The 24,262-nt window shown below is 65.9% G+C and carries 25 protein-coding genes; 7 read left to right on the top strand and 18 right to left on the bottom strand.

From position 1 onward, the window contains the following. Positions 1–124 precede the first annotated feature (124 nt). Positions 125–1,222 (top strand): glycerol dehydrogenase, encoded by a 1,098-nt coding sequence (locus ACA027_RS15515; RefSeq protein WP_370679103.1) that lies wholly within the window; start codon positions 125–127, stop codon positions 1,220–1,222. Positions 1,223–1,724: 502 nt separating this feature from the next. On the opposite strand, the gene ACA027_RS15510 is transcribed toward ACA027_RS15515, so the two are convergent. The 4 genes from ACA027_RS15510 to ACA027_RS15495 are packed head-to-tail and all read right to left on the bottom strand — an operon-like array spanning position 1,725 to position 4,974. After that, on the bottom strand, positions 1,725–2,138 hold the full coding sequence (locus ACA027_RS15510; protein WP_370679102.1) for a RidA family protein: 414 nt from the start codon (positions 2,136–2,138) through the stop codon (positions 1,725–1,727). Beyond that, on the bottom strand, positions 2,128–3,264 hold the full coding sequence (locus tag ACA027_RS15505; protein WP_370679101.1) for a DSD1 family PLP-dependent enzyme: 1,137 nt from the start codon (positions 3,262–3,264) through the stop codon (positions 2,128–2,130). The genes ACA027_RS15510 and ACA027_RS15505 overlap by 11 nt, the downstream gene beginning before the upstream one ends. Before the next feature lie 13 nt (positions 3,265–3,277). Next, on the bottom strand, positions 3,278–4,270 hold the full coding sequence (locus ACA027_RS15500; protein WP_370679100.1) for a tripartite tricarboxylate transporter substrate-binding protein: 993 nt from the start codon (positions 4,268–4,270) through the stop codon (positions 3,278–3,280). A 26-nt stretch (positions 4,271–4,296) separates the two neighbouring features. Then, the gene (locus ACA027_RS15495; RefSeq protein ID WP_370679099.1) at positions 4,297–4,974 is read right to left on the bottom strand and encodes an HAD family hydrolase; all 678 of its coding nucleotides are present in this window, start codon (positions 4,972–4,974) and stop codon (positions 4,297–4,299) included. Between the two features lie 73 nt (positions 4,975–5,047). Here ACA027_RS15495 and ACA027_RS15490 point away from each other — a divergent pair, with 73 nt between their 5' ends. Beyond that, a complete protein-coding gene (locus ACA027_RS15490; protein ID WP_370679098.1) occupies positions 5,048–6,058 on the top strand; it encodes a LysR family transcriptional regulator in 1,011 nt (336 codons plus the stop codon). Beyond that, positions 5,988–6,800: a hypothetical protein gene (locus tag ACA027_RS15485; protein WP_370679097.1), complete on the top strand. Its 813-nt coding sequence runs from the start codon at positions 5,988–5,990 to the stop codon at positions 6,798–6,800. The genes ACA027_RS15490 and ACA027_RS15485 overlap by 71 nt, the downstream gene beginning before the upstream one ends. Here the strand turns inward: ACA027_RS15485 and fghA are convergent. The 6 genes from fghA to ACA027_RS15455 all read right to left on the bottom strand — a co-directional run bounded on the left by fghA (position 6,797) and on the right by ACA027_RS15455 (position 12,610). Further along, positions 6,797–7,660 carry an S-formylglutathione hydrolase gene (gene fghA / locus ACA027_RS15480; protein WP_370679096.1) on the bottom strand — a complete coding sequence of 288 codons (864 nt, stop codon included), beginning with the start codon at positions 7,658–7,660 and terminating at the stop codon, positions 6,797–6,799. The genes ACA027_RS15485 and fghA overlap by 4 nt on opposite strands. A gap of 225 nt (positions 7,661–7,885) precedes the next feature. Beyond that, complete coding sequence (locus tag ACA027_RS15475) at positions 7,886–9,004, bottom strand: S-(hydroxymethyl)glutathione dehydrogenase/class III alcohol dehydrogenase (RefSeq protein ID WP_370679095.1); 1,119 nt, start codon at positions 9,002–9,004, stop codon at positions 7,886–7,888. A gap of 164 nt (positions 9,005–9,168) precedes the next feature. Continuing rightward, positions 9,169–9,879, bottom strand: a complete 711-nt coding sequence (locus tag ACA027_RS15470) for an aspartate/glutamate racemase family protein (RefSeq protein ID WP_370679094.1) — start codon at positions 9,877–9,879, stop codon at positions 9,169–9,171. Then, entirely contained in the window at positions 9,876–10,703 is an 828-nt protein-coding gene (locus ACA027_RS15465; RefSeq protein WP_370679093.1) for an ABC transporter ATP-binding protein, read from the bottom strand. Before ACA027_RS15465 ends, ACA027_RS15470 begins: the two co-directional genes overlap by 4 nt. Then, positions 10,700–11,581, bottom strand: a complete 882-nt coding sequence (locus ACA027_RS15460; RefSeq protein ID WP_370679092.1) for an ABC transporter permease — start codon at positions 11,579–11,581, stop codon at positions 10,700–10,702. Before ACA027_RS15460 ends, ACA027_RS15465 begins: the two co-directional genes overlap by 4 nt. Positions 11,582–11,593: 12 nt before the next feature. Further along, the gene (locus ACA027_RS15455; RefSeq protein ID WP_370679091.1) at positions 11,594–12,610 is read right to left on the bottom strand and encodes an ABC transporter substrate-binding protein; all 1,017 of its coding nucleotides are present in this window, start codon (positions 12,608–12,610) and stop codon (positions 11,594–11,596) included. 184 nt (positions 12,611–12,794) lie between these two features. Here ACA027_RS15455 and rpe point away from each other — a divergent pair, with 184 nt between their 5' ends. Further along, positions 12,795–13,487, top strand: coding sequence for a ribulose-phosphate 3-epimerase (rpe, locus tag ACA027_RS15450; RefSeq protein WP_370679090.1), 693 nt, complete (start codon positions 12,795–12,797; stop codon positions 13,485–13,487). A 27-nt stretch (positions 13,488–13,514) separates the two neighbouring features. On the opposite strand, the gene ACA027_RS15445 is transcribed toward rpe, so the two are convergent. Further along, positions 13,515–14,342 carry a hypothetical protein gene (locus ACA027_RS15445; RefSeq protein WP_370679089.1) on the bottom strand — a complete coding sequence of 276 codons (828 nt, stop codon included), beginning with the start codon at positions 14,340–14,342 and terminating at the stop codon, positions 13,515–13,517. 173 nt (positions 14,343–14,515) lie between these two features. Between ACA027_RS15445 and ACA027_RS15440 the strand changes: the two genes are divergently transcribed. The 3 genes from ACA027_RS15440 (at position 14,516) to ACA027_RS15430 (ending at position 17,056) form a co-directional block, all read left to right on the top strand. Further along, a complete protein-coding gene (locus ACA027_RS15440) occupies positions 14,516–15,514 on the top strand; it encodes a GlxA family transcriptional regulator (protein ID WP_370679088.1) in 999 nt (332 codons plus the stop codon). A gap of 129 nt (positions 15,515–15,643) precedes the next feature. Continuing rightward, entirely contained in the window at positions 15,644–15,901 is a 258-nt protein-coding gene (locus ACA027_RS15435; RefSeq protein WP_370679087.1) for a helix-hairpin-helix domain-containing protein, read from the top strand. Between the two features lie 9 nt (positions 15,902–15,910). Next, on the top strand, positions 15,911–17,056 hold the full coding sequence (locus ACA027_RS15430) for a glycerate kinase (protein WP_370679086.1): 1,146 nt from the start codon (positions 15,911–15,913) through the stop codon (positions 17,054–17,056). Between the two features lie 260 nt (positions 17,057–17,316). Here ACA027_RS15430 and ACA027_RS15425 read toward each other — a convergent pair whose 3' ends face one another. The 7 genes from ACA027_RS15425 to ACA027_RS15395 form a co-directional block, all read right to left on the bottom strand. Beyond that, complete coding sequence (locus ACA027_RS15425) at positions 17,317–18,666, bottom strand: ATP-binding protein (protein WP_370679085.1); 1,350 nt, start codon at positions 18,664–18,666, stop codon at positions 17,317–17,319. Continuing rightward, entirely contained in the window at positions 18,642–19,307 is a 666-nt protein-coding gene (locus tag ACA027_RS15420) for a response regulator transcription factor (RefSeq protein WP_370679084.1), read from the bottom strand. Before ACA027_RS15420 ends, ACA027_RS15425 begins: the two co-directional genes overlap by 25 nt. Before the next feature lie 41 nt (positions 19,308–19,348). Further along, positions 19,349–19,804: a hypothetical protein gene (locus ACA027_RS15415; RefSeq protein WP_370679083.1), complete on the bottom strand. Its 456-nt coding sequence runs from the start codon at positions 19,802–19,804 to the stop codon at positions 19,349–19,351. A gap of 24 nt (positions 19,805–19,828) precedes the next feature. After that, positions 19,829–20,614: a hypothetical protein gene (locus ACA027_RS15410; RefSeq protein WP_370679082.1), complete on the bottom strand. Its 786-nt coding sequence runs from the start codon at positions 20,612–20,614 to the stop codon at positions 19,829–19,831. A gap of 122 nt (positions 20,615–20,736) precedes the next feature. Then, complete coding sequence (locus tag ACA027_RS15405) at positions 20,737–21,201, bottom strand: helix-turn-helix domain-containing protein (RefSeq protein WP_370679081.1); 465 nt, start codon at positions 21,199–21,201, stop codon at positions 20,737–20,739. A gap of 36 nt (positions 21,202–21,237) precedes the next feature. After that, positions 21,238–22,524: a DEAD/DEAH box helicase gene (locus tag ACA027_RS15400; RefSeq protein ID WP_370679080.1), complete on the bottom strand. Its 1,287-nt coding sequence runs from the start codon at positions 22,522–22,524 to the stop codon at positions 21,238–21,240. Between the two features lie 139 nt (positions 22,525–22,663). After that, positions 22,664–24,211, bottom strand: coding sequence for a GGDEF domain-containing protein (locus ACA027_RS15395; protein WP_370679079.1), 1,548 nt, complete (start codon positions 24,209–24,211; stop codon positions 22,664–22,666). Positions 24,212–24,262: the final 51 nt, after the last annotated feature.

The following is a 24,262-nucleotide window of genomic DNA, read 5'->3' as shown; positions in this document are numbered from 1 at the left end:
CGCCTTTTTCCTGACTTGACGCAAGCCCCGGTTTTTTGCTCCGGGCTGTAATTGACTTGCGTCATGTCCTTGCCCACAAGGCGGACAGGGCGCAGGCAATGTGCAATTTCAAGAAGGAGTTTCCATGGACCGCGTCATTCAATCGCCCGGCAAATATGTACAAGGGGCCGATGCGCTGCAACGGCTGGGGGACTATCTCAAGCCGCTGGCGGACAGCTGGCTGGTGATTGCCGACAAGTTCGTGCTGGGCTTTGCCGAAGACACCATCCGCCAAAGCCTCAGCAAGGCCGGGCTGGCCATGGACATCGTCGCCTTCAACGGAGAATGCTCGCAGGGCGAGGTCGATCGCCTGTGCCAGCTGGCCACGCAAAACGGGCGCAGCGCCATCGTCGGCATTGGTGGCGGCAAGACGCTGGACACCGCCAAGGCCGTGGCTTTTTTCCAGAAAGTGCCCGTGGCCGTGGCCCCCACCATCGCCTCCACCGACGCGCCCTGCAGCGCGCTGTCGGTGCTCTATACCGATGACGGCGAATTCGACCGCTATCTGATGCTGCCCACCAACCCCGCCCTGGTGGTGGTGGACACCGCCATCGTCGCCCGTGCACCGGCGCGGCTGCTGGCGGCCGGCATTGGTGACGCCCTGGCCACCTGGTTCGAGGCGCGCGCCGCATCGCGCAGCAGCGCTGCCACCATGGCCGGCGGCCCGGCCACGCAGACCGCACTGAACCTGGCCAGGTTCTGCTACGACACCCTGCTGGAAGAGAGTGAAAAAGCCATGCTGGCCGTGCAGGCCCAGGTGGTGACGCCGGCGCTGGAGCGCATTGTTGAGGCCAACACCTATTTGAGCGGGGTGGGCTTTGAAAGCGGTGGCCTGGCCGCTGCCCACGCGGTGCACAACGGCCTGACCGCCGTGGCCGAAACCCACCACTTCTATCACGGCGAAAAAGTGGCGTTTGGTGTGCTGGTGCAACTGGCGCTGGAAAACGCCTCCAACGCGGAAATGCAGGAAGTGATGTCGCTGTGCCACGCCGTGGGCCTGCCCATTACGCTGGCGCAGCTGGACATTACCGAAGACATCCCCGCCAAGATGCGCGCCGTGGCCGAGCTGGCCTGCGCCGCTGGCGAGACCATCCACAACATGCCCGGCGGCGTGACGGTGGAACAGGTCTATGGCGCGTTGCTGGTGGCGGACCAGCTGGGGCAGCATTTTCTGGGGTGTTGATGACACCCCCCTGAGGCGCTGCGCGCCTTCCCCCCGCTCTCGCATTGCTACGCAATGCGGGCAGGGGGACGACACCAGCGCGGCGGGGCGGCCCTTGCGCGGTGTCTCTGGCTTTGGCCCCGCTAGTTTTATGCGCAGGGGGTCTGATGGGGACTGGGCGAGGTGCAAGCCATATCCGTGGGTACGTCATGTCCCCTTCGGGCAAGCACATCAAGAAACCAATGTCATCAAAGCCCTCCCCTTTCGGGGGAGGGTTGGGGTGGGGGTCTGCAGCGGAGGCGACACCAACAGCGGTGATGCCGTACACGCTGCAGCCCCCATCCCCGCCTTCCCCCGGCGGGGGAAGGGGTCATACCGGCAAGCGCTCAGGCTGAGAATTTAGATGCGATTGCCCTGATATCACCTTCGCCCGCTCTCGCATCGCAAGCGATGTGGCAGTGAGTCGCTGCCGGTGCGCTGGGGCGGTCTCTAGGCGGTAGCTTGTGCCCCACAGGCTCGGTGCTCACAACAGCGCCACGGCCTCCATTTCCACCTTGCAGCCAAAGTGCAGCGGCCCGGTGGGCACCACGGCGCGGGCGGGGCGGGAGGCTCCGGCCCATGCCCGGTACAGCTGGTCAAACGCAGGCCAGTTGGCGATGTCGTCCACATAGACCCGCACCTGCACCAGTTGGTCAATTTGGCTGCCCGCGGCCAGCAAGGCGGCTTGGACATTGGCCAGCACCTGGGCGGCCTGGGCCTCGAACGGGGCGTCCACCAGGCGCTCGCCGGCCGGGGTGATGGGCAGTTGCCCGGAGATGAACACCATGCCGCCACCGCTGCAGGCATGGCTGTAGTGGCCGCCGGGCTGTGCCAGCGCGGCGACCTGGACATATTGCGGCTCGGCCTTTGCCGTGCCCAGAGTGGATTCACCAGCCATGGAAGCGCCCCCAGGTCTGCAGCGAGCCGTCGTCGGCCAGCGCGTGGTATTCGGGAAACTGGGCGCCTGTGGCGCAGGCGTGGTTGGGCAGAATCCGCAGCCGCGTGCCGGTGGGAAAGCGCTGGACGATGTCGGTGTCCGCGGCGCCTTCTGCCGACACAATGCCGTGCTCCTGGTTGGCGCCCGACAGCACATAGCTGGGCAGCGGGCTGCCGTCCAGTGTGCAGACCTGGCCATAGCCAAAGTCGCGCTGCTGCTTGGAGGTGCCGCGGTCGCGGCTCATGGCCATCCAGCCGGCGTCAACAATGGCCCAGCCCTTGTCGGCCTGGTGGCCAATCACCGTGGTGAGCACGCTCAGGGCAATGTCCTCCTCGCGGCACACGCCCACATTGCGCATCACCAGGTCAAAAAACACGTAGACGCCGGCACGCAGCTCCGTCACGCCCTGCAGCGAAGCCGCTGCCAGCGCCGTGGGGGTGGAGCCGACCGAGACAATCTCGCAAGGCAGGCCGGCCTGGCGCAGGCGCTGTGCGGCCCGCACGCAGCCGGTGCGCTCTTGCTCGGCCAGTTGCATGAGCGCTTGCGGTGTGTGGAGTTCGTAGCTGGAGCCCGCATGGGTGAGCACCCCGGCCAGGCGCATGCCACCCTGGTGCAGCACTTGGCCCACCTCCAGCAGCACGGCATCTTCCGGCTGGATGCCGGAGCGGTGGCCATCGGTGTCGATTTCGATGAGCACCTCAAATGCATGGCCATGCGGCTTGCCGAAGTCGGCAATGGCCTGTGCGCCTTGCACGCTGTCCGTGAGGATTTGCAGCTGGCAGCCGCGCTGGCGCAGGTCCAGCGCGTGGGCCAACCGGTGGGGCGCCATGCCCACGGCGTACAGAATGTCCGTCACGCCCTGTGCAAAGAACTGCTCGGCCTCTTTCAGCGTGGACACCGTGATGCCGGTGGCGCCTGCATGGCGCTGCGCGGCCACGACGTCGGCGCATTTGGTGGTCTTGACATGGGGGCGAAAGCGCACGCCCAGGGCATTGGCCTGCTGCTGCATGCGCGCAATATTGCGCTGCATCTTCTCGAGCGAGATGACGGCCGCAGGGGTGTCTATGGTGGTGAGATGGTTGGGCATATGGGTGCGGGATTCAATCGAGGTATTCGCTCTTGGCCTTGAGGGCGGGCACGTCTTCACGCAGGCCGCGGGCAATGAGGGCAGACACGGCCGCGGGAGTGGTTTCGGCGGGCTTGGGCAGGTCCACGCCCAGGCCCTCCATTTGCTTGCGCAAGGCAGGGTCTGCGACCGCATGCTGGAGCGCCGTGGTCAGGCGCGCCACCACGGGCTGGGGTGTGCCGCGCAACGCGAAGAAGGCGTTCCAGGAGCGGATGTCCAGGGGGTAGCCGGCCTCTGCGGCGGTGGCCACATGGGGGAGCTGGGGCAGGCGGGTGTTGGACAGCACGGCAATGGCCTTGATGCGCCCGCCCGCCAGCTGGGGCAGGGCCGTTGTGGTCTGGTCACACAGAAAATCGGTCTGCCCACCCATGAGGTCGTTCATGGCCGGGGCCACACCCTTGTAGGGGATGTGGGTGATGTTCTGCTTGGCCGCAGACAGCAGCAGCACGCAGCCGTAGTGGGAGATGGAGCCCACGCCCGCGCTGCCATAGGAGGCATTGGCACGGCTCTTGGCCGCCCAGCCCACAAACTCGCGCAGATTGGAGGCCGGCAGCGAAGACCGGGCCAGCAACACCATGGGGGCCGCACCTGCCGGGCCTATGGGGGCGAAATCCGCCACCGGGTCATAGGCCAGTTTTTTGTACAGCGCTGCGTTGGCCACATGGGTGCCAATGCCGCCGAAGGCAATGGTGTAGCCGTCCGGTGCGGACTTGAGGGCCTTGGTCAGGCCGATGACACCGTTGGCGCCGCCCAGGTTCTCGATGATCATGGGCTGGCCCAGCTGCTCGCCCATTTTGTGGGCCAGCGCTCTGGCCAGCGCATCGCTGGGGCCGCCGGCCGGAAACGGCACGATGAGGGTCACAGGGCGTGTGGGAAAGGCCGTTTGGGCCCAGCTGCTGTGCAGGGTGAGCAGGGAGACGCTGCACGCTGCAGCCAGGGCGGCCGCGCGCCGGATTCGGTGTTGCATGGTTCAAGCCTTGTGGGGGTGGTCGTTCAGGTGCTGGCCTGGCGAAAGCGCTGCAGCCAGGGCAGGGCGGCTTCCAGCGAGGGGGATTCGGCCTCGGCAATGGGGGCGCCTTGGGGGCGGGCCAGGCCCACCCGGTTGTGCCAATAGGTGCGCAATCCCACGCTGGCCGTGCCGAACATGTCGTAGCCGGAGCCCGCCACAAAGGCGGCATCGCCGGCCTGAACGCCCAGGCGCTGCAGCGCAAGCTGGTAGGGCCTGGGGTCTGGCTTGTAAAAGCCCGCCTCTTCGGAGGTGACCACCACATCCCAGTCAATGCCCAGGCGCGCGGCAGCACGTTCACCCAGGTGCTGGGAGCAGTTGGTCACCACGGCCAGCTTGCAATGGGGCTTGAGTGCGCTGAGCAGTTCCTTGGCGCCGCTCCACACGGGCAGCTCGTCCCAGTGGTCTTCCAGGGCCTGTGGGGCCGTGGCTGGCAGGCCGACGTTGGCCGCGGCCTGGCGCACCAGGGCCTCGTAGGGCACATAGGCGCCGCAGCCATAGGTCAGCCGCAGGTATTCGGCGCGCCAGGTGCGGCCCATGGACTCGGAGCCGGCGGCGGCATTCCAGACCGTCCAGGAATCCAGCAAGGCGGTGAGCAGATCAAACAGCACGGCGCTGGGGTAGGCGCTGGCTGTGGCGAGAGTGGGGGAAGAAGTGTTTGGCATGGTTCTACTGTAGGCTTGGGCAGATGTTTTTGGTTTTCACTATTTCGTCATCAATCATTAAGCTCAGCTGAATATGCAAATCGATGATCTGCGCCTTGCCGCCGCGCTGCTGCGCGAGCGCTCTCTCAGCGCGGCGGCCCGTTCGCTGGGGGTGACGCCGCCGGCCCTGTCCATGCGACTGCGCAAGCTGGAGGGCACGCTCGGCCTGGTGCTGGCCAACCGCACCGCGCGCAAGCTGCAGCTGACCTCCGAAGGGGAGCGTTTTGGCCGCGAGGCCTATGAGTTGCTGCAGCGGCTCGATGGCCTGAAAGAATCTTTGCAGCGCGACGACCAGCGCCTGACCGGCACGCTCAAGGTGGCTGCCCCCTTTGGCTACGGCCGCACCCATGTGGCGCCGCTGTTGTCGCGCTTTTCACGCTTGCATCCCGGGCTGCAGCTGCAGCTGGACCTGCGCGAAACGCCCTGGCCGGACCGCTATGACTCGGACGTGGTCATCCATGTGGGCAGCGTCCGCGATTCATCCTGGGTGGCGCATCCGCTGGCGGCCAACGAGCGCTGGATGTGTGCCAGCCCGGCCTATCTGCACGCCCATGGCAGACCGCGCAGCCCGGCCGACTTGGCCCGCCACGCTTGTATCTGCATCCGCGAGAACGATGAGGACGTCACGCTGTGGCATATGCGGCCTGCCGAGGGTGGCCGCAAGGGCGAGACGCTGCGCATCACCCCCGCTTTTGTGAGCAACGACGGCAGCGTGGCGCGGCAATGGGCCGAGGACGGCATGGGGCTGGTGCTGCGCTCCGAATGGGACGCAGCCGCCGCCGTGGCGGCCGGGCGGCTGGAGCGGGTGATGCCGGACTGGAGCTTTGGCGCCGCCCATGTGGTGGCCCTGGTGCCCACGCGCAAGGGCCGCAGCCCCCGGACCCAGGCCTTTGTCACTTTTTTGAAGGCCGCGGCCCTGGAGAACGCAGGCGACGGAGACGGAAGAGGGGGCGCGCCGCGCCACAATGGCGTCCATGAAAACCATGACCCATGCCCAAGCCCTCAAAAAGCTGGCGGCCGACACCCAGGTCCAGGCCCTGGATGAAGACATTGCCCGGCTGGTGGCCTGGGCCATGCTCGGCAACAAGAAAGACCCCGTGGACCCTACCCGGGTTCTGCCGCCGCTGCTGCAGCGCTGGAACTGCGTGCTGCAGGCCGGGGACGCGGTCGCGTCGGCGCTGTACCGCCACAAGACGGCCGTGGCCCTGGCCATCTTGCTGCACAAATACGGCATACAGGACCAGGCCATCAACGCCAGGGCCGAGGCTGGTATGGATGCACTGAACCAGGCGGTGGCTTTAGATGACGATTTTTTCCGCAAGACCGAGGCCATCAAGACGGCTTTTTTGCAGACGCCTCCCGCCCCGCTCAAGCGCTCGCCAGCCATGCCCGACCACCTGAGCTTTTACCGCGCGGGCGATGTGGTGTCGCTGCAGGTGGGCGCAGCCTTCCATGTGCTTTATGTACACCGCTGCGCGCGCACCAATGAAAGCCCCGTCATCGAGTTCTATGAGACGGTGTTCGACCATGTGCCCACCATGCAGGAGCTGGAGGGCGCGCGCGCCCGCGGCCAGCGCTATAACGACGGCCGCGAGCGCATCTCCAAATATTCCGTGTCAGGCATGAAGTTCATGCCCGACCCCGCAGCACAGCTGGTGCTGGTCAAGGCCTGCGTGGAGACTGGCCCCGACAACCGCCATCTGGAGCCGGGCGTGGGCCTGTACACGGTGTCGGACATCTTCCGGGTGCAGCAAGGTCTGGGGGCCACACCCTGGCCCATCCTCTAGCCCAGCAACTGCTGCGCATGCCAGCGCAGGTGGTCGTCGATAAAGCTCTGGATGAAGTAGTAGCCGTGGTCATAGCCCGCATGGCGGCGCAGCGTGAGCGGCTGGCCCAGCTTGTCGCAGGCGGCCTCCAAGGCCTCGGGCAGCAGCTGTTTTTCATGCAGAAACTTGTCGGCCAGGCCCTGGTCGACCAGGATGCCGGCCGGGTAGGGCGGCTTGGCCTGGGCCTCCATCAGTGCGCTGGCGTCATGCTGGGCCCAGACGGCCTGGTGGGTTTCCAAAGTCCCACCCAGATAGCCCGCAAAGGCTTTCTGACCCCAGGGGCAGTTCATGGGGTTTGCAATGGGAGCAAAGGCCGACAGGCTTTTGAACAGACCCGGATGGCGCAGCGCCAGCGTCAGCGCCCCATGGCCGCCCATGCTGTGGCCAAAAATGCCCAGGCGCTGGGTGTCGATGGGCAGGTGGCGGGCCAGCAGGGGAATCAGCTCATCCGTGAGATAGCTTTCCATGCGCCAGTGGCGTTCCCACGGGGCCTGTTGGGCATCGAGGTAAAAGCCGGCGCCCACGCCAAAGTCCCAGCTGTCCGCCTCGCCGGGGGCGTTGGCGCCACGCGGGCTGGTGTCGGGGGCGACCAGAGCGATGTTCAGCACCGCAGCCAGGCGCTGGGCGCCGGCCTTGGTCATAAAGGTTTCTTCGGTGCAGGTCAGTCCGGCCAGATACAGCAGGGCCGGCACCTTCTCGCCCATCACGGCCTTGGGCGGCAGATAGACCGAGAACTTCATGGGCAGGCCGATCTCGCGCGAGTCGTGCTGGTAGTAGCGCTGGGCGCCACCAAAACAGGCGTGGGCGGATTTGAGTTCCATGGAAAGTGTTCCTAAAAGAAAAGCTGCCAGCGCTTGATGAGGCAGCGTTTGCGGTGGTTTTGTCTTGAAAACAGTGCAAATAAAGCATGGGCCGCTCACCCATTTAAATTATTGGGTGCGGCCTCAAAACTGGCGCGGCCCAGCGCAGGGACAGCGAGCAAGGGCCGCCCCGCCGCGAGGCTGTCGTCCCCCTCCCGAAGAGAGAGGGGGAAGGCGCGAAGCGACTCAGGGGGTGCTGAAATTCACCACCGAGCGAATCGACTTGCCCTCGTGCATCAGATCAAAAGCCTCGTTGATCTTGGCCAGCCCCATGGTGTGGGTCACAAAGGGCTCCAGCTGGATACGGCCGGCCATGGCGTCTTCCACCATGCCGGGCAGTTCGCTCCTGCCCTTGACGCCGCCAAAGGCCGTGCCCATCCACTTGCGGCCGGTGACCAGCTGGAAGGGGCGGGTGGAGATTTCCTGGCCGGCGCCTGCCACGCCGATGATCACGCTCTGGCCCCAGCCGCGGTGGGCGCATTCCAGTGCGGCGCGCATCACCTGGGTGTTGCCAATGCATTCAAAGCTGTGGTCCACGCCCCAGCCCGTCATCTCGACGATGACTTGCTGGATGGGCCGGTCGTTGTCCTTGGGGTTCACGCAGTCGGTGGCGCCAAAGGTCTGGGCCAGGTCGAATTTGCCGGGGTTGGTGTCGATGGCGATGATGCGGCCGGCCTTGGCCAGCTTCGCGCCCTGGATCACCGCCAGGCCAATGCCGCCCAGACCGAACACGGCCACGGTGTCGCCCTCTTGCACCTTGGCGGTGTTCTTCACCGCACCCAGGCCGGTGGTCACGCCGCAGCCCAGCAGGCACACCTGCTCGGGGTTGGCCTCGGGGCTGATCTTGGCCAGCGACACGGCGGCCACCACGGTGTATTCCGAGAAGGTACTGCAACCCATGTAGTGGTAAACAGGCTCGCCGTTGTAGCTGAAGCGGGTCGTGCCGTCGGGCATCACGCCCTTGCCCTGGGTGGCGCGCACGGCGGTGCAGAGGTTGGTCTTGCCGCTCTTGCAGAACAGGCATTCGCCGCATTCGGCGGTGTACAGCGGAATCACATGGTCGCCGGGCTTCACGCTGGTCACGCCTTCGCCCACCTCCACCACAATGCCCGCGCCCTCGTGGCCTAACACCGCAGGGAAGATGCCTTCGGGGTCGTCACCGCTCAGGGTGAAGGCATCGGTATGGCAAACGCCGGTGTGGGTGATCTTGACCAGCACCTCGCCTTTTTGCGGTGGGGCCACGTCGATCTCGACGATTTGCAGGGGTTCTCCGGCTTTGAAGGCAACGGCGGCGCGGGATTTCATGGGCGGGTCTTTCGATGGAGCGGGCACGGGGGCGCGCAGCCATCAAGGTGGGCGCGCCCGGCGAAAGCCCCACTGTAGGGCATTCGCTGGCCGCACCCTGCCGCAGGCGACCACCATGGCCGGTCGCGCAGGCTTTATGTCCGCATATGGTGGTTTTCTGTGGCTCAGCTTTGTTGCCAGTGGCGCAAACAGGCCTGGGCCAGGGCGGTGGCCGGGTCCACGCTCAGCGCCAACAACTCGGGCGCGGCATGACGCAGGCCAATCGGCACCTCGGTGCAGGCCAGCACCAGCCGCGTGGCCCCGCGCGCCAGCAAGGCCTCGGCGCTGAGGGCCAGCAGGCGTCCACCGCTGGCAATGTCATGGGCCTTGATGGCATAGCAGCCGGGCATGAAAAACTGGTCCAGCTCCTGGGGCGTGGGGGTCAGATAGTCCAGGCCGGCGGCCTCCAGCCTGGATTGGTAGAGGCCTTGCTCCAGTGCGCCGCGGGTGGCGATCAGGCCGATGCGGGGGCGGTGTTGTTGCGCGTCGGCCAGCAGCGCCTGCACCGTGGCGTCGACGATGTGAAAAATCGGCGCGCGGCTGTGGGCGCTCAGGGGCTCATACCAGGCGTGGGCGGTGTTGCAGGGAATGGCAATGCAGCTGGCGCCGGCGGCATTCAGCCGCTCAATGCCTTGCAGCATGGCGGGCAGCGGGTCGGCGCCGCCACCGGCCAGGGCCAGTTGGCGGTCCGGTATCTGCGGCACATTCCAGGTCACGGTGGGCACATGTTCCTGGTCGCGCCGCGCCGCACGCACCTCCAGTAGCCGCTGCAAAAAGTCCAGCGTGGCCAGCGGCCCCATGCCGCCGAGCACGCCCACCAGGCGGGGCGCGCTCATGCGGCCACCCCCTGCAGTGACTTGCTGGCTTCTTCACGCAGCACATGCAAGATGTCGCGTTTGAGGGCGCCAAAGCGCGGGTCGGCCACCAGATCGGCAAAGCCGCGCGGGCGCTCAAATGGCACCAGTAATTCCTCGCGCACCCGGCCTGGGCGCGACGACAGCAGCACCACGCGGTCGGCCAGAAACAAGGCCTCATCCACATCGTGGGTCACAAACAAAATGGTGGTGCGCTTGTGCTGCCAGATGTTGGTCAACAGCTCCTGCATGGCCAGCCGGGTCTGGGCATCCAGGGCGCCAAAGGGCTCGTCCATCAACAGGATTTCCGGCTCCGGCAGCCAGGCGCGGGCCAGGGCGGCGCGCTGGCGCATGCCGCCGGACAGCTGCCAGGGATGGTGGTCGGCAAAGTCGGCCAGGCCCACCAGGCGCAAAAACGCATCGGCACGGGCCGCGTACTCGGCCGCGCGCTGGCCTGCCATGCGCGGGCCAAAGCCCACGTTCTGGCGCACGCTGAGCCAGGGGAACAGCGTGGGCTGCTGGAACACCATGCCGCGTTCCGGCCCCGGGCCGGTAATGGGGCGGCCGTCGCATAGCAGCTGGCCGCTGTCGGGTTGCTCAAAGCCTGCCACCAGATTCAGCAGCGTGGACTTGCCGCAACCCGAGGCGCCCAGCAGGCAGACCAATTCGCCATGGTGCAGCGACAGCGAGACATCGCTGAGCACCTGTTGCTGCGCGTTGCTGCCCGGCTGGGCAAAGCCCTTGCTCACGCCTTGAATCTGGATGCGGCCCTGCTCATGGCCTGTGGGGTGATATGACGTGCTCATGCGTCCTTTCCGGCCCAGGGGGCGTAGCGGCGTTGCAGCCGCACCAGCAGCAGGTCAAAGCCATAGCCGATCAGGCCCAGCAGCAAAATTCCCAGCATCACCACATCGGTGCGCAGATAGCTGCCGGCATTGATCACCATCCAGCCTAGGCCGGAGTTGGCGGCCACCATTTCGGCGGCGATCAGCGAGGTCCAGCCTATGCCAATGGCCAGGCGCACGGTGGTGAACAGCTCGGGCAGGGCATGGGGCAGCACCACATGGCTGAACAGCTGGCGGCGGTTGGCGCCCAGGGTCTGGGCCGCGCGCAGCCTGGCCTGGCTGACATGGGCCACGGCGGCGGCCGCGCCCACCACAATGCTCAGCACGGTGGCGATAAAGATCAGAAAGAACTTGGCCCCCTCACCAATGCCGAACCAGACGATGACCAGGGGAACCAGCGCAATCTTGGGCAGAGGGCGCAGAAACTGCACAAAGGGGTTGAGCGCGGCGGATAGCGTGGGTGACAGGCCCATGGACAGACCCAGGGGAACACCCACCAGGATGGCGGCCACAAAGGCCACCAGAGCGCGCAAGGTGCTGGTCAGCAGATGCTGCCACAGCGGCGTCTGGCGATAGCCTTGCTGTGCCAATTCGACCAGGGTCTGCCACAGCTCGGAGGGGGCCGGCAGCATCAGCGGGTCGACCCAGCCCAGGCTGCCGCTGGCCTGCCACAGCAGCAGCACGCCTAGCACGCTGGCAGTGCTGACCAGGGCCAGCCGGCCGGCCGTGGACAGAGAGCGTGCGGGGCGATGGGGCGATGGCGCCGCCACTGCTACCGCAGCCTGGGCCGTGGCGGGCGGCAGGTACAGCGGCAGCGAGGTTGGTGAAGACAGGGACATGGCTGCCCCTGCTTACTTGGTGGCCGCAGCGCGCTGCAGATACCGGGTGTTGATGTAGGGGCCGTAGTTGACCGGAATCTCCTGCTTGCGCAGCTCGCCAATGCTGGCCAGGAACTCGGCCGAGTCCTTGTAGGCCCGGGTGATCAGCGAGTTCGCCTTGGTCTTGTCGTCACCGATAAAAGCCGGCGTCAGCTGCTGCTGCAGTGAGGGGTATTCCAGCCCGGCCAGGGTGGTGCGTACGCTGTCGGCCGGAATGTCCAGGTGCTTGGCAATGGCCTGCACCGAGCCTTCTTCGTCCTTGTGGTATTGCTCCACCTTGTCTTGCACCACGCGCAAAAACTTGGCCACCAGCTCGGGGTTTTGCTCTGCGAACTCCTTGCGCACCACAAAGTTGTTGAACACCAGCACCTGCTGCTTTTGCAAATCCTTGGTGACATAGATCTGCTTGCCGCCGCTGGCCTCCAACTGCTGGGTGAAAGGGCCCCAGACATAGGCAGCATCGATGTCGCCGCGTTTCCAGGCGGCCACGATTTCGGCGGGCTTGAGCGTCAGCGTCTTGATCTTGCTGCGGTCCACCTTGGCCAGCTTCACCGCCTGCTCGAAAGCGTATTGCGCGGTGGAATTGGCCGGATAGGCCACGGTCTTGCCCTCCAGGCTTTTGAGATCAGCTATGCCGTCGCGGGCAATCAATCGCTCGGCCGTGGCAATGATCTCCGGCGTGCCAATCACCTCGATGGGCAGCTTGCGCGCAATGCCGGCGGCGGCCGGGCTGGAGCCAAAGCGGGCAATGTCGATCTCCTTGGCGGCGAACAGGCTCAGCACATCGGCGCCCGAGGCGAACTGCACCCACCGGGTCTTGGTGCCAAAGGCCTTGTCGAAAGAACCATCGATCTTGCCCAGCACCCACACGCGCGGGCCGCCGGCCCAGGCCAGGCGCACCTCGGCGGGCAGGTTCTGGGCGAAGGAGGGCAATGTGGACAGGCCCAGCACGGCAGCGGCGGCAATACGGGTCACAGAAAAGCGGGGCATGGAGAATCCTTCATCTGAAATAGTTGTTAAGAAATCTAACTTCAGATGAATTTGGAATGAAGTGCGGTTTGCGTATATCGATAGCCGAATTTCATCCATGCCCGGGCCGGCGCCGCTGCGTTGCTTCGTTATTCGAAGTTGGAACAGCGCTACCATGCGCGCCAACTTCACCCCTCTCCTGGATATGACAAGCCACACCTCTCGCCACCCCTTGCGGATTGCCCCGTCCAACCTGGCGCAGTTGGGCCCCGATGTCGAACGTGTGCTGGCCGCAGGGGCCGACATGATTCACTTTGATGTGATGGACAACTGCTTTGTGCCCAATCTGAGCTTTGGCGTGCCCGTGCTGGCGGCCCTGCGCAAGCACGGCATCCAGGCACCCATGGATGTGCATTTGATGGTGGCCCAGCCCGAGCGCTTGATTGAGGAGTTTGCCGAGGCCGGCGCGAATGCCATCACCATCCATTACGAGTCCACGCCCCATGTGGACCGCTGCCTGCAACGGATTCGGGACCTGGGCTGCCAAAGCGGTCTGGCGCTGAATATTTCCACGCCGCTGGCGGTGCTGGAGCATCTGCACGACAAGCTCGACATGGTCTTGATCATGACCATCAACCCCGGCTTTGGTGGGCAGTCTTTTTTGCCGCTGGCCTATCCTCGGATCCAGGCCGCACGGGCGCTGCTGGATCGCCTGGCGCCAGGTATTCGCATCCAGGTGGATGGCGGGGTCAAGCGCTCCAATATCGCCGCCGTGGTGGCTGCGGGGGCCGACACCATCGTGGCCGGTACCGAGATCTTTGGTTCTGACGATTACCAGCAGACGATTGCCCAACTGCGTGCCCATGCTGGGCAGGCGCAGCAAGGCATGACCGCATAAGTGGCATAAGCCGCCAGGGCTGAGGCTTCAGTCCCCGCTGTCCGGTAGCAGCGGCCCCCAGACCTGGGGCTGGGCGTCGTCGGGGCCGGCGCCCGTGTAGACGGGCTTGACCTCGATAGGCCCCCAGTCGCTTTCGCAGCGTGTGACGGTCCATTGGCTGGGACGAAAGCGCGCCTCAGGGCCGTCGGGGCCGGGCTTGCCGAACTCCTCCTGGATGTCGTAGGGAATCAGGGGGACCTCAAACCAGGCGTATTCGCCTTGCTTGCAGGCCAGGTGGCTGCGCTTTGGGTCTTTGACCCAGGCGCCATAGCCGTTGTTGGCCTTGCTGTCGAAGTGAAACACCGGGCTGATTGACTGGTCGCGCGCCAGTTCCAGCCGTGTGGGGCCGGTTTCCATGGCCGTGGCCCAGACGCCGGCCACCTGCACGGGATGGGGAAAGCGCACCGTGCGCAGCCCGCGCAAACCCAAGGGGCGCTGGGGTTCGCCGTTGTCAAAAGGGTCGTAGCGGTTGACCAGGCTGCCCTGGGGAATCACCAGTTCGCCATATTGAAAGTCCTGGGGCAGCACAAACTGCTGGCGGCTTTGGCGGTAATGGGCGCGCAGCTCGACCTGGTGGCTGATCTGCTGCATCTTCCACAGCAGCACCCCTCCCCAGATACCGCCGGCCAGCACCAGCAGAGCGAGCACGATGGTGGTGGGGCGCCAAAAGCGGGGGCGCTGTGCGGCAGTCAGATGGCGGTGGCGGCTCCACCACAGCAGGCCGTGCAGCAACAGTCCGGCGCCGAGTGCCATGGCCAGAAAAGGGGAGAGCAGCAGCAGGAGCTGGGGGATGGAGAACAGCGGGGCAGGAATCATGGGCAGGGGGAGAGACGGAACCGGAACAAGCCCTGACTGTAACGACGGCCGCCCGTGGCGGTGACGCAGCCATGGGACTGGCTTGCGTATAGTCGGCGCCAGCGCGCTGCGGTTTTCTTATCAAAAAGGCCTGTGGTGCTTGCCCTCTATGCACACAATGCTCTGATTTTTGTATGGAACACCGCCACGCAGGCGCCCACCGCGTCGATCTGCTTGTCTACCCCGGCTTCAAGGCCCTGGAGGCCATAGGCCCGATGTCGGTGTTTGATTACGCCAATGTGCATCTGCGCCAGCAGGGCCTGGCCGATGGCTATGTGGTGCGCGTGGTGGCCGCGCAAACCGGTCTGGTGCAGTCAGACACTTTGATGGGCTTGCAGGCCACACATTCACTGGCGCAGCTGGAGGCCGAGGGCACGGGCTGCACCGTGCTGCTGGTGGGCTCGCGCCACATCGAGCAGGTGCTGGCCGCATCGCCCGGGTTGGTGGATTGGGTGGGCCGTGTGGCCCCGCAGGTGGGGCGCATGATTGCCCTGTGCAGCGGCAGCTTTTTTCTGGCGGCGGCCGGCCTGCTCAATGGGCGGCGCGCGGCCACGCACTGGAGCGTGGCGGGGTTGCTGGCCCAGCGCTATCCCGCCATTGCCGTGGATGCCGATGCCATCTATGTGCGCGACGGCGGCTACTGGACGTCGGCCGGGGTGACGGCGGGCATCGACCTGGCGCTGGCCGTGGTGGAGCAGGACTTTGGCCACGCGCTGGCGCTGGATGTGGCACGCGATCTGGTCATGTACCTCAAGCGCCCGGGCGGGCAGTCGCAGTTCAGCGTCTCGCTGGCGGCGCAGGCCACACAGCACAGCGGCGTGCAGGCCGCCCAGCAATGGGTGTTGGCGCACCTGGACCAGCCCATGCCCCTGGCCTTGCTGGCCGACAAGGCAGCCATGAGCGAGCGCAACTTCCGCCGCGTGTTCCAGCAGGAGACCGGCTGCAGCCCCAGCACCTTTGTGGAAAACGCCAGGCTGGAGCGGGCCAAGCAGCTGCTGGAAAACCTGGGCACGCTGCCGCTCAAAACCGTGGCTGCCAAGGTGGGTCTGGGATCGGAGCAGGCGTTGCGCCATTTGTTTGTGCGGCGGCTGGGGATTACGCCCGTGGTCTATCGAGAGCGATTTGGTGGATGAAGCAAAGCGCCCTGACCTGTTCCTTCGAGGGGGTGGGGTGAAAGGCTTGCACCGCCAGAACGCAAGCTGCACGCGCATGCCGTGCTATGGTTCTCCATACTGAAAATCATCCGTCTACAGGAGATCACCATGGGCTTTCCCATTGAAGAGCGCCAGGCGCTGCTGGGCGTCAAAGGCGTGGGCCCCACGGTGGTGGCGCGCCTGGAGCAACTGGGCTTTGCCTCGCTGCGCCAGCTGTCCCAAGCCAGCATGCTGGACGTGGTGGAGCGCGCTGCCGCGCTGGTGGGGACGAGCTGCTGGAAGAACAGCCCCCAGGCCCGTGCAGCGATTGCGGGGGCCATTGCCCTGGCCTGCGAGCGCCAGGCAGCCACTGCCGCAGAGGACTGAGCGCAGGCCATGAAAATCGTCATCGCCCCCGACTCCTACAAGGAAAGCCTGTCGGCGCTGGAAGTGGCCACGCAGATCGAGCTGGGCTTTCGCCAGGTCTTCCCCCAGGCCGAGTATGTGAAGCTGCCCATGGCCGATGGCGGCGAAGGCACGGTGCAGGCCATGGTGGAGGCCACGCAGGGCCGGCTGGTGCAAGTACAGGTGAGCGGCCCACTGGGCCAACCCGTCACCGGCTTTTACGGCCTCACGGGTGACGGCCGCACGGCCGTGATCGAGATGGCCGCCGCCAGCGGCCTGGCCCTGGTGCCGGCTGCGCAGCGCAACCCCGAAATCACCACCAGCTATGGCATGGGCGAGCTGATTGCCGCGGCCCTGGATGCCGGCGCGCGCCAGCTGATTCTGGGCCTGGGCGGCAGCGCCACCAATGACGGCGGCGCCGGCATGTTGCAGGCCCTGGGCGTGCGGCTGCTGGATGCCGCCGGCAACGACCTGGAGCGTGGCGGCGCAGCGCTGGCGCAGCTGGCGCGCATCGATGCCTCGGGCCTGGATGCACGCCTGCGTGACTGCCGCATCGATGTGGCCTGCGATGTGGACAACCCCTTGACCGGTGCGCGCGGCGCTTCGGCCATCTTCGGCCCGCAAAAAGGCGCCACCCCCGCCATGGTGGAGCGCCTGGATGCGGCCCTGGCACATTACGCCGCTATCATTGCGCGCGATCTGGGTGTGGCCGTGGATGCCGTGCCGGGTGCCGGTGCGGCCGGTGGCATGGGGGCGGCCATGCTGGCGTTTTTGCGTGGCCAGCTGCGGCCGGGCTGCGAAATCATCGCCCAGGCTCTGGGCCTGGACGCGGCCGTGCAGGATGCTGACCTGGTGATCACTGGCGAGGGCCGCATTGACCAGCAAACCATCTTTGGCAAAACCCCCTTTGGCGTGGCCACCGTGGCCAAGCGCCATGGCAAGCCCGTGATTGGCATTGCCGGCAGCCTGGGCCAGAACGCCGAGCTGGTGCATGCCCATGGCATAGATGCCACCTTCAGCGTGCTCAGCCGCATCTGCACGCTGCCCGAAGCGCTGGCCGAGGCCGAACACAATGTGCGCAGCACGGCACGCAATATCGCCGCCGTGCTGGCCATGGGCATGGGAATGCACCGTTGAAAACAGTGGGCTGACAGCGTTTTAGGAATTTCCCCCAGCTGAGCTGGCGTGGTTGAGCGTCTTTTGCAAAGCCTTGCGGCTTTGTCGGTGCCTCGTTGGGGGGTGCCCATACAGCGCTTGATGCTTTGTTGCGTGCCCTGGTCGTATGTTCAACTGCCTGCGGGCGCGCGCCGCGCCTGAAGCGCTGTCTGGCCGTTGTGGGGGCTTGTGGTAGGCATTGTGGCAATGCAAAAGCCCACTCCTGCATACCTGCCCCTGCGTCATAGCCCTTGGTGCGTAGGTTGGTACAGCGGCAGGCATATCTCCACGCGCAAGCCGCTTTGCCGTTCCGGGTCGCTGAAATCCAGCTGCATATCCGCGCCCATGCGCTGGGCAATGGTTTGCACAATGGACAAGCCCAGGCCCGAGCCGGTTTGATCGTTGCCCAGCAGGCGGTAAAAAGGCTGGAGCACCTTGTCCCGCTCGGCCAATGGAATGCCGGGGCCGTTGTCCTGAATGCGTAATGTGGCCTGGTTCTGGTGGGTGTGTACCGACAGATCGACCCGGCCCCCTGGCGGCGTGTAGCGAATGGCGTTGTCCACCAGATTGCTGAGCAGGGTGAAGAGGTCCAGCTCGCAGGCCCAGAGCTGAGCGTCCTGCTCGCCTTCCACCCCCAGATCGATCTGCCTGGCTTCGGCCAGCGGCATCAGCGTTTCCAGTACCTGGCGGTACAGGCCCTGGGCGGACAGTGGAGCCGGTGCCCGCTCGGCAGGTGACTGGGCCCTGGCCAAGTTCAGCAACTGGTTCAGCAGTTGGCGACCACGTTCTATGCCCAGGCGCAGCACGGCCAGCCGCTCCTGCGCCTGGGCGGACATCTCGGCCTCCGCCAGCCGCTCCGCCTGCAGCGACAGCGCCGTCAGCGGCGAGCGCAGCGCGTGGGCCGCATCCGCCACAAAACGACGCTGGGCTTGCATGGACTGCTCCACCTTTGCGAGCAGGCGGTTGATGGCGGCGGCAAAAGGCTGTACTTCGGCTGGAAGCTGTTGCTCCGCAACGGGGCGCAGCTCATGCTCGGCGCGCTGCTCGATTTCCTGGGCGAGCGCGGCCATGGGCCGGAACATGCGGCGCACCAGCGCGGCCACGATCAGCAGCAGCACCGGTACCAGCAGCAAGAGCGGCATGACGGTGCGCAGCGCGCTGTCACGGGCGATTTCGTCGCGGAAGGCCAAGGGTTGGGCCACGGCCAGGCGCTCGCCAGAGGCTGAGGTGCTGAGCAGCAGCCGGTAGGGCTGGCCGCCCACATTCAGCGTTTGCAGCCCATCGGCCAAGCCGGCTGGCAGCGCGAGCGAGCCTGGCGTGGCAGGGCCGCTGCCCAGATGCTGGACGATGACGCGGGCCTCTTCTTCCACCCCTTGCAAACGGGGTGGGGTCACGGAGGCGGGCAAGGGCTGGATTTGTGCCCACTGCGCCACCTGGCGCAGCACATCGTCTTGCAGCTCATGGGCCTCGTCCATGGCGGACAGAAAAGAGAAAACCCCGGCCACCAGGGCTACCAGCACAATAGCCAGTGACAGGCCGAGGGACAGCCTGCGTTGCAGCGAGGCATTCACACGTTTTTGGCCACCATCCATCCCAAGCCCCTGACGTTTTTGATGTGTTCGCTGCCCAGTTTGCGCCGCAGGCCGTGGATGAGGAATTCCACGGCATTGCTCTCCACCTCTTCGCCCCAGCCGTAGATATGGCCTTCCAACTGGCTGCGCGACAAAATGGCGCCGGGCCGCAGCAGCAAGGCCTGCAGCAGGGCGAACTCGCGTGCGGAAAGCTGTTGCGCGGTGCCGCCCTGTACGCAAGCGGTTTTGCTGGCCGGGTCCAGCGCTAGCACGCCGTTGCCCAACTGGGGCGCGGCCTGGCCGCCTTTGCGCCGCAGCACGGCGCGCATGCGGGCCAGCAGCTCCGCCATCTGAAAAGGCTTGGTGACATAGTCGTCAGCCCCGCCGTCCAGGCCCAGCAAGCGGTCTTCCAGGCCGTCGCGCGCGGTGATGATGAGCAAGGGCACCGGATTGTTCTGGGCGCGCAGGTTGGCCAGCACCTCCTGCCCGCTCTTGCCGGGCAGGCCCAGGTCCAGTAGCACCAGGTCGTAAGCCTGGGCCGCCAAGGTGGAGAGGGCGGTTTGCCCGTTCTTCACCCAGTCTGCGGCATAGGACGCATCTTTCAATGCGGCCTGCATCGCAGCGCCAATCATGGGATCGTCTTCCACCAGCAATACCCGCATGCAGCCTCCATGGCAATGCGCACAGCCTACACGCCTGTGGCTCAGGCGGGGTTCTGGAGTGCGTCAAAGGTTTTCAGCAGGGCCGCCATGGCGGCCTTGCAGGCCGCAGGATTGGGCGTGTCGGCACGCAAGGCGGACAGGGACTGATCGATGGCTTTGTCCAGTACATGCCAGTCGCTGGCGGCCCGGGGTTTGAGGCCGGCCTCGGCCTGGTCCCAGTCCCGCTCCAAATCCTTGATGCGCTCCTTGGCGGCAGGCAGCTTGCCGCTGTCCACCAGGGTGTTGACATCGATGGCAATGCTGCGAAACGCCGACAGATCACCCAGCTTGGAATGGGCCATGGCGGTCTGGGGGGCGCCGGTGGCTGCGGCATCTGCGCTGCCGTGAACAGGGGTGGGAGAAGGTGAGGGAGAGCAGCCGGCCGCCAAGGCCAAAAGCAAGGTGGCGGATAGGGCGGCTGCAGAGCGGCGGAGGTGCTTGGGCATGAAGGTGGACATGGTGGCTCCTTGGTGTGAAACAAGTTATTTGGCGATCACTGCGCTGGGGCGGACTGCAGACTGGCTGTACTGCGCCATGCCTACCAGCAGCACGATGACCGTGAGGAAGAGGGCGCTGGTGGTCATGGCACCCATGCCTAGGCCACCATAGGTCTTGGCTTGGGTCAGCAGATCGCCCAGTGCGGCCCCGAATGGGCGCGTCAATATGTAGGCCAGCCAGAAGGTGAGCACGGCATGGCCGCCCAGGCGCCAGGCCATGTAGGTGGCGGCAATCAGTGCACCGAAGGCCAGCGCGCCCCAGGTGAACCCCAGGCCCAGGGCTTCGGTGGCCAGGTCGCCGGCCGCAGTACCCAGCGCAAAAGTGCAGAGGATGGCAGACCAGTAAAACAGCTCGCGCCTGCGTGTCACGATGCTGTGGATGGACAGGCTGTGCTCCACCCGGTACCAGACAAAGAAGATGGCGGCCAGCATGGCGGCAAACAAGGCCGTGCTGAGGTAGAGGCTGATGCCCATGCCGTCGGTGAGCCAATCGGTGATCTGGGTGCCGACCACGCTGACCAGCACCACGGTCAACCAGTACATCCACGGTGTGTAGCGGCGGCTGCGCAGCTGCAGGAGCAAGGCGGCTGCCAGCAAGGTCCCCATGACGGCGCGGGTCAGGCCCTGGCCCCAGCCGGCATTGACCGCCAGAAAATCTGCCCCGGTTTCGCCCACCGTGGTGGACATGATTTTGATGATCCAGAACGACAGCGTGATTTCCGGAACCTTGTTGAGCCAGTCGGCGCTGCGGGTGACAGGTATGGGGTGCATGGCGTGCTCCTTGGGCGGTGAAGGAATTGCCATGCAGTCTGGGCAGCAAGACTTAGCCCAGACATAGGGGAGCCAAGCGCATCAAAACGCCATGCGATCCAGGATTTCTTCCGGGGGAGGTTCTAAAACCCCGGGCTTTTGAATGCGTCCAGCGCGGCCTTGGCGGCGGCGAATTGCTGGGCGACCTGGGCCTGCTGCTCGGCGGTGAGCGGGTCCGATGTGGTAGCGCTGCTGCCGCTGCTGTGTTTGATGGGTTTTATGCCGCTAGCGCTTTCTGCATCAGCAGTTATAGCTATCGGATTGGGAGCGGAGTTCGCCGCAGCGGTGTCTGCCGTGGGCAGCAGAACCGTCAGGTCCAGCGTCGGGTGGATCAGCGTCAGGCAGGCCACATAGGTGGCCATGGAGACTGCGGGGTCACCGCGCTCCAATCGGGCCATGGTGGGCTGGGAAATGCCCAGTTGCTCGGCCCATTGCACCTGGGTGGCGCCGAGGCGCTTGCGCTCGGCGGTGATGCGCTGCGCCAGCTGTGCAATCTGCTGGCGTATGGCGGCGGGAAAGTCGGAGGGACTGGTGTTTTGGCGGGGCATGCCGGGTGGCGGTTGGGGGCTGCGTTGCAGCGAAACTCAATGCGGATCGGGTTGGGATTGTCCGCCCGCAGCAGCGGCTGCGGCAGCGCGCAGCTTGTCTTTTTTGCTCATGCGCTTGCCCTTGATGCCTCCGTTGTCTCCGTCCTCGTGGGGGGCGCGGGCCGGGGGCTGTTCGGTCAGCGGATAGGCGTCCAGGGTTTCTAGTGGCAGTTCCAGCGCATTGCGCTTGGCAATCAGCTGCCAATGCGCCTGGGTGGCGGGGCTGACCAGGCTGATGGCCAGGCCGCTGCTGCCGGCACGGCCGGTGCGGCCTATGCGGTGGGTGTAGTCGGTGGGGGAGCGCGGCAGGTCGTAGTTGACCACCTGGGGCAGCTCGGCAATGTGGATGCCGCGTGCGGCCAGGTCGGTGGTGACCAGCACCTGCAGCGACCCGGTCTTGAAGTCCTGCAGCGCGGCCTGGCGTGCGCCCTGGCTCAGCTCGCCGTGGAAGGCGCGGGCCGTAATGCCATGGGCCTTGAGCTTGAAGGCCACATGCTCGGCGCTGTAGCGGCTGGCCACAAACACCAGGGTGCGCGGTGCACCGGCGGCCTGTACCAGCTCGCGCAGCAAGGCGGTGCGTGCGCTGCCGTCCAGCAGCACGGCGCGCTGCACGATGGTGGCGTCCTGCTGGTGGGTGTCTTCCACCTGCACCTTGGCATGGTCTGCACGCAGCAATTGGGGGATCACGGCCTGCACGGTGGGTGGGAAGGTGGCGGACAGCAGCAGGCTTTGGCGCTGGCCGGTGGCGGGCAGCAGGGCCAGCACGCGGTCCAGCTCCTCGGCAAAGCCCAGGTCCATCAGGCGGTCGGCCTCGTCCAGCACCAGGCTGTGGATGCGGTCCAGCTGCAAGCGGCTGTGCTCCACCACGTCCAGCAGGCGGCCGGGCGTGGCAATCACCCAGTCCACGCCGCCGCGCAAGGCCAGCAGCTGCGGGTTGATGGAGACGCCACCCACCAGCACGGCCACCTTGGGGCGGCGGCCCAGGCTTTGGCCCAGGTGGTAGAGCAGCTCGGCCACCTGGCTGGCCAGCTCGCGCGTGGGCACCAGCACCAGGGTGTGGGTAGGGCGTGGGCCGGCGGGTGCATCCGCCAGCATCCACTGCTGCAGCAGGGGCAGCACATAGGCGGCTGTCTTGCCCGAACCCGTGGGCGCGCAGGCCAGCAGGTCCTGCCCTTGCAGCACGGCGGGCAGGGCCGCGCTTTGCACGGCGGTGGGGGCGATCAGGCCCTGTTGTTGGGCGGCGTGGGCCAGGGAAGGGGCAAGGCCCAGGGCAGCAAAGGACATGGAGGGGGCGCGAAGCCGGTGAAAAAATGGAAAAGGTGGGCGCTGATTGTCGCTGCTCCCCCGGCGCGGCGCAGGCGCGGGCTGCAGCAGCCCCTGGCCGCAGTAGGCATGGGGCTGCTGAAAGCAGGGGTTGGGAAAGTTAATGCCGGGCCTGGTGGCTGCCGGGGCTTGCCATGCGGGCGTCCTGCAGGCTTTGGTCGGCGCGGTTGAGCAGGTCCAGCCGTGACTCCATGGGCCAGGCCTGCACCAGGCCGGCGCTGAACTGCAGGCCGGTTTTTTCGTCTTCGCTGAGCAGAGGGCGCTGCATCAGTTCCTGCTGCAGCCTATTCAGGGCCTGGCGGGCGTCTTCGATCGTGGTGGAGGGCAGCAGCAGAAAGAAATGGTTGGGCTGGTCACGCGCCAGCTGGTCTTGCGGGCGCAGCACGGAGCGGGCCACCACGGCCAGGTGGCGCTGGGCCTGTTCCACCACGGCCATGCCTTGTTCCACCGCCAGGGCTTGCAGGCCTTCCAGTGCGATGGAGGCCAGGCTCAAAGGCCCATGGTGGCGCTGGGCACGGGCCAGCTCACGTTCCAGGGTCTCTTCCAGGCCTTTGGCGTTCAGGGCCTGGGTCAGGGGGTCGTGGCGAGCCAGCTCTTCGGCACTGTCCAGGGCTTTTTGCAGGGTCTGGATGGAGCGCTGCTCCTCTTCGGAGCGGTCGCGCAGGTCTTGCAAAGCCGCATGGGCGATGCGGTTGTCCGAGGCAATGGCACGGGCCGCGCCGACTAGTTCCTCCAGCACGCTGGCCATGTCGGCCAGGCCCTTGGCCTGTTCCAGCCGGCTGGCGCATTGCTCGATGTGACCGGTCTGGGTGCTGCTGTTTTCGGACAGGACGGCCAGGCGTTGCAGGGCTTCGCCCAGCAAGGCCTTGATGTGCTCCTGCACCTCCAGGGTCTTGTCATGCAGGTCCAGCTCGCGCAGCAGCAGGGTTTGCAGCTGTTGCTGCAGCTGGTCGAGGTGGCGCAGCGTCCAGGGCTTTTCCATGGCGGCCAGCAGTTGCTGGCTCTGGGTCTGCATGATGGTGTCATGCGCGTTGAGCTCGGCCGTGTGGGTGACGGAGGTCTGCAGCATGCCCTGGATGGCCCGGCGGCGCTGGGCCTGGTCCTCGGTGGCAAAGGAAAGGCGGTAGGCGTAGTTCTGCAGCATATGCAGCAGGTCTTGCAGCGGCGGCGGGGAAACGCGCAGGAAATTCACCAACTGGTCCGTCAGGTCGTGCATGCGCTGGTCGGCCTCTTCCGCCAGCATGGGCAGGATATGGTCCAGCACCCGGGCCAGCTGCTCGGCCAGCTCGGGCGGCAGCACATCCAGCATTTGCGGCATGGCCGGGGCCTGGGCGCCGCCGCCAGGCTGCAGCGCATTCTTGACCTCGTCCATATGGGCATAGGCCAGGATGGCCTGCTGAATGCCATGCCAGTTCTGGTCGTTGATGGCCTGGTTGAAGTGCAGGGCAATGCGTTTTTGCACGGCAGACTGGGTGGGCAGCACGCCAAAGATCTGCCGCAGGGCCTTGTGCGGGAAGGGGGGCGTGGGCAGGTGGCCGGCGACTTCCTCGTAGGCCAGCTGGTAGTTCTCGGGCGTGGGGGGCAGGCGTCGGTTGGCCAGCAATTTGAGGGTTTCTCGCGCAATATCGGGAACGGAACGCTCAGCCACGGATGGTCCTTTGCAATGGGGAAGCTGCAGGGTGTTGGAGTGTGACAGAAC

Source organism: Comamonas sp. GB3 AK4-5 (assembly GCF_041320665.1).
Lineage (GTDB): Bacteria > Pseudomonadota > Gammaproteobacteria > Burkholderiales > Burkholderiaceae_C > Comamonas.
This window is presented reverse-complemented; position numbering and strand designations above follow the sequence as displayed.

Coding starts and splice junctions, on each gene's coding strand:
- rpe (WP_370679090.1), top strand. CDS start 12,795: ATGACAAGCCACACCTCTCGCCACCCCTTGCGGATTGCCCCGTCCAAC.
- ACA027_RS15475 (WP_370679095.1), bottom strand. CDS start 9,004: ATGAAATCCCGCGCCGCCGTTGCCTTCAAAGCCGGAGAACCCCTGCAA.
- fghA (WP_370679096.1), bottom strand. CDS start 7,660: ATGGAACTCAAATCCGCCCACGCCTGTTTTGGTGGCGCCCAGCGCTAC.
- ACA027_RS15515 (WP_370679103.1), top strand. CDS start 125: ATGGACCGCGTCATTCAATCGCCCGGCAAATATGTACAAGGGGCCGAT.
- ACA027_RS15400 (WP_370679080.1), bottom strand. CDS start 22,524: ATGTCCTTTGCTGCCCTGGGCCTTGCCCCTTCCCTGGCCCACGCCGCC.
- ACA027_RS15465 (WP_370679093.1), bottom strand. CDS start 10,703: ATGAGCACGTCATATCACCCCACAGGCCATGAGCAGGGCCGCATCCAG.
- ACA027_RS15445 (WP_370679089.1), bottom strand. CDS start 14,342: ATGATTCCTGCCCCGCTGTTCTCCATCCCCCAGCTCCTGCTGCTGCTC.
- ACA027_RS15440 (WP_370679088.1), top strand. CDS start 14,516: ATGGAACACCGCCACGCAGGCGCCCACCGCGTCGATCTGCTTGTCTAC.
- ACA027_RS15455 (WP_370679091.1), bottom strand. CDS start 12,610: ATGCCCCGCTTTTCTGTGACCCGTATTGCCGCCGCTGCCGTGCTGGGC.
- ACA027_RS15495 (WP_370679099.1), bottom strand. CDS start 4,974: ATGCCAAACACTTCTTCCCCCACTCTCGCCACAGCCAGCGCCTACCCC.
- ACA027_RS15510 (WP_370679102.1), bottom strand. CDS start 2,138: ATGGCTGGTGAATCCACTCTGGGCACGGCAAAGGCCGAGCCGCAATAT.
- ACA027_RS15470 (WP_370679094.1), bottom strand. CDS start 9,879: ATGAGCGCGCCCCGCCTGGTGGGCGTGCTCGGCGGCATGGGGCCGCTG.
- ACA027_RS15490 (WP_370679098.1), top strand. CDS start 5,048: ATGCAAATCGATGATCTGCGCCTTGCCGCCGCGCTGCTGCGCGAGCGC.
- ACA027_RS15435 (WP_370679087.1), top strand. CDS start 15,644: ATGGGCTTTCCCATTGAAGAGCGCCAGGCGCTGCTGGGCGTCAAAGGC.
- ACA027_RS15420 (WP_370679084.1), bottom strand. CDS start 19,307: ATGCGGGTATTGCTGGTGGAAGACGATCCCATGATTGGCGCTGCGATG.
- ACA027_RS15485 (WP_370679097.1), top strand. CDS start 5,988: ATGAAAACCATGACCCATGCCCAAGCCCTCAAAAAGCTGGCGGCCGAC.
- ACA027_RS15460 (WP_370679092.1), bottom strand. CDS start 11,581: ATGTCCCTGTCTTCACCAACCTCGCTGCCGCTGTACCTGCCGCCCGCC.
- ACA027_RS15425 (WP_370679085.1), bottom strand. CDS start 18,666: ATGGATGGTGGCCAAAAACGTGTGAATGCCTCGCTGCAACGCAGGCTG.
- ACA027_RS15415 (WP_370679083.1), bottom strand. CDS start 19,804: ATGTCCACCTTCATGCCCAAGCACCTCCGCCGCTCTGCAGCCGCCCTA.
- ACA027_RS15410 (WP_370679082.1), bottom strand. CDS start 20,614: ATGCACCCCATACCTGTCACCCGCAGCGCCGACTGGCTCAACAAGGTT.
- ACA027_RS15430 (WP_370679086.1), top strand. CDS start 15,911: ATGAAAATCGTCATCGCCCCCGACTCCTACAAGGAAAGCCTGTCGGCG.
- ACA027_RS15505 (WP_370679101.1), bottom strand. CDS start 3,264: ATGCCCAACCATCTCACCACCATAGACACCCCTGCGGCCGTCATCTCG.
- ACA027_RS15405 (WP_370679081.1), bottom strand. CDS start 21,201: ATGCCCCGCCAAAACACCAGTCCCTCCGACTTTCCCGCCGCCATACGC.
- ACA027_RS15500 (WP_370679100.1), bottom strand. CDS start 4,270: ATGCAACACCGAATCCGGCGCGCGGCCGCCCTGGCTGCAGCGTGCAGC.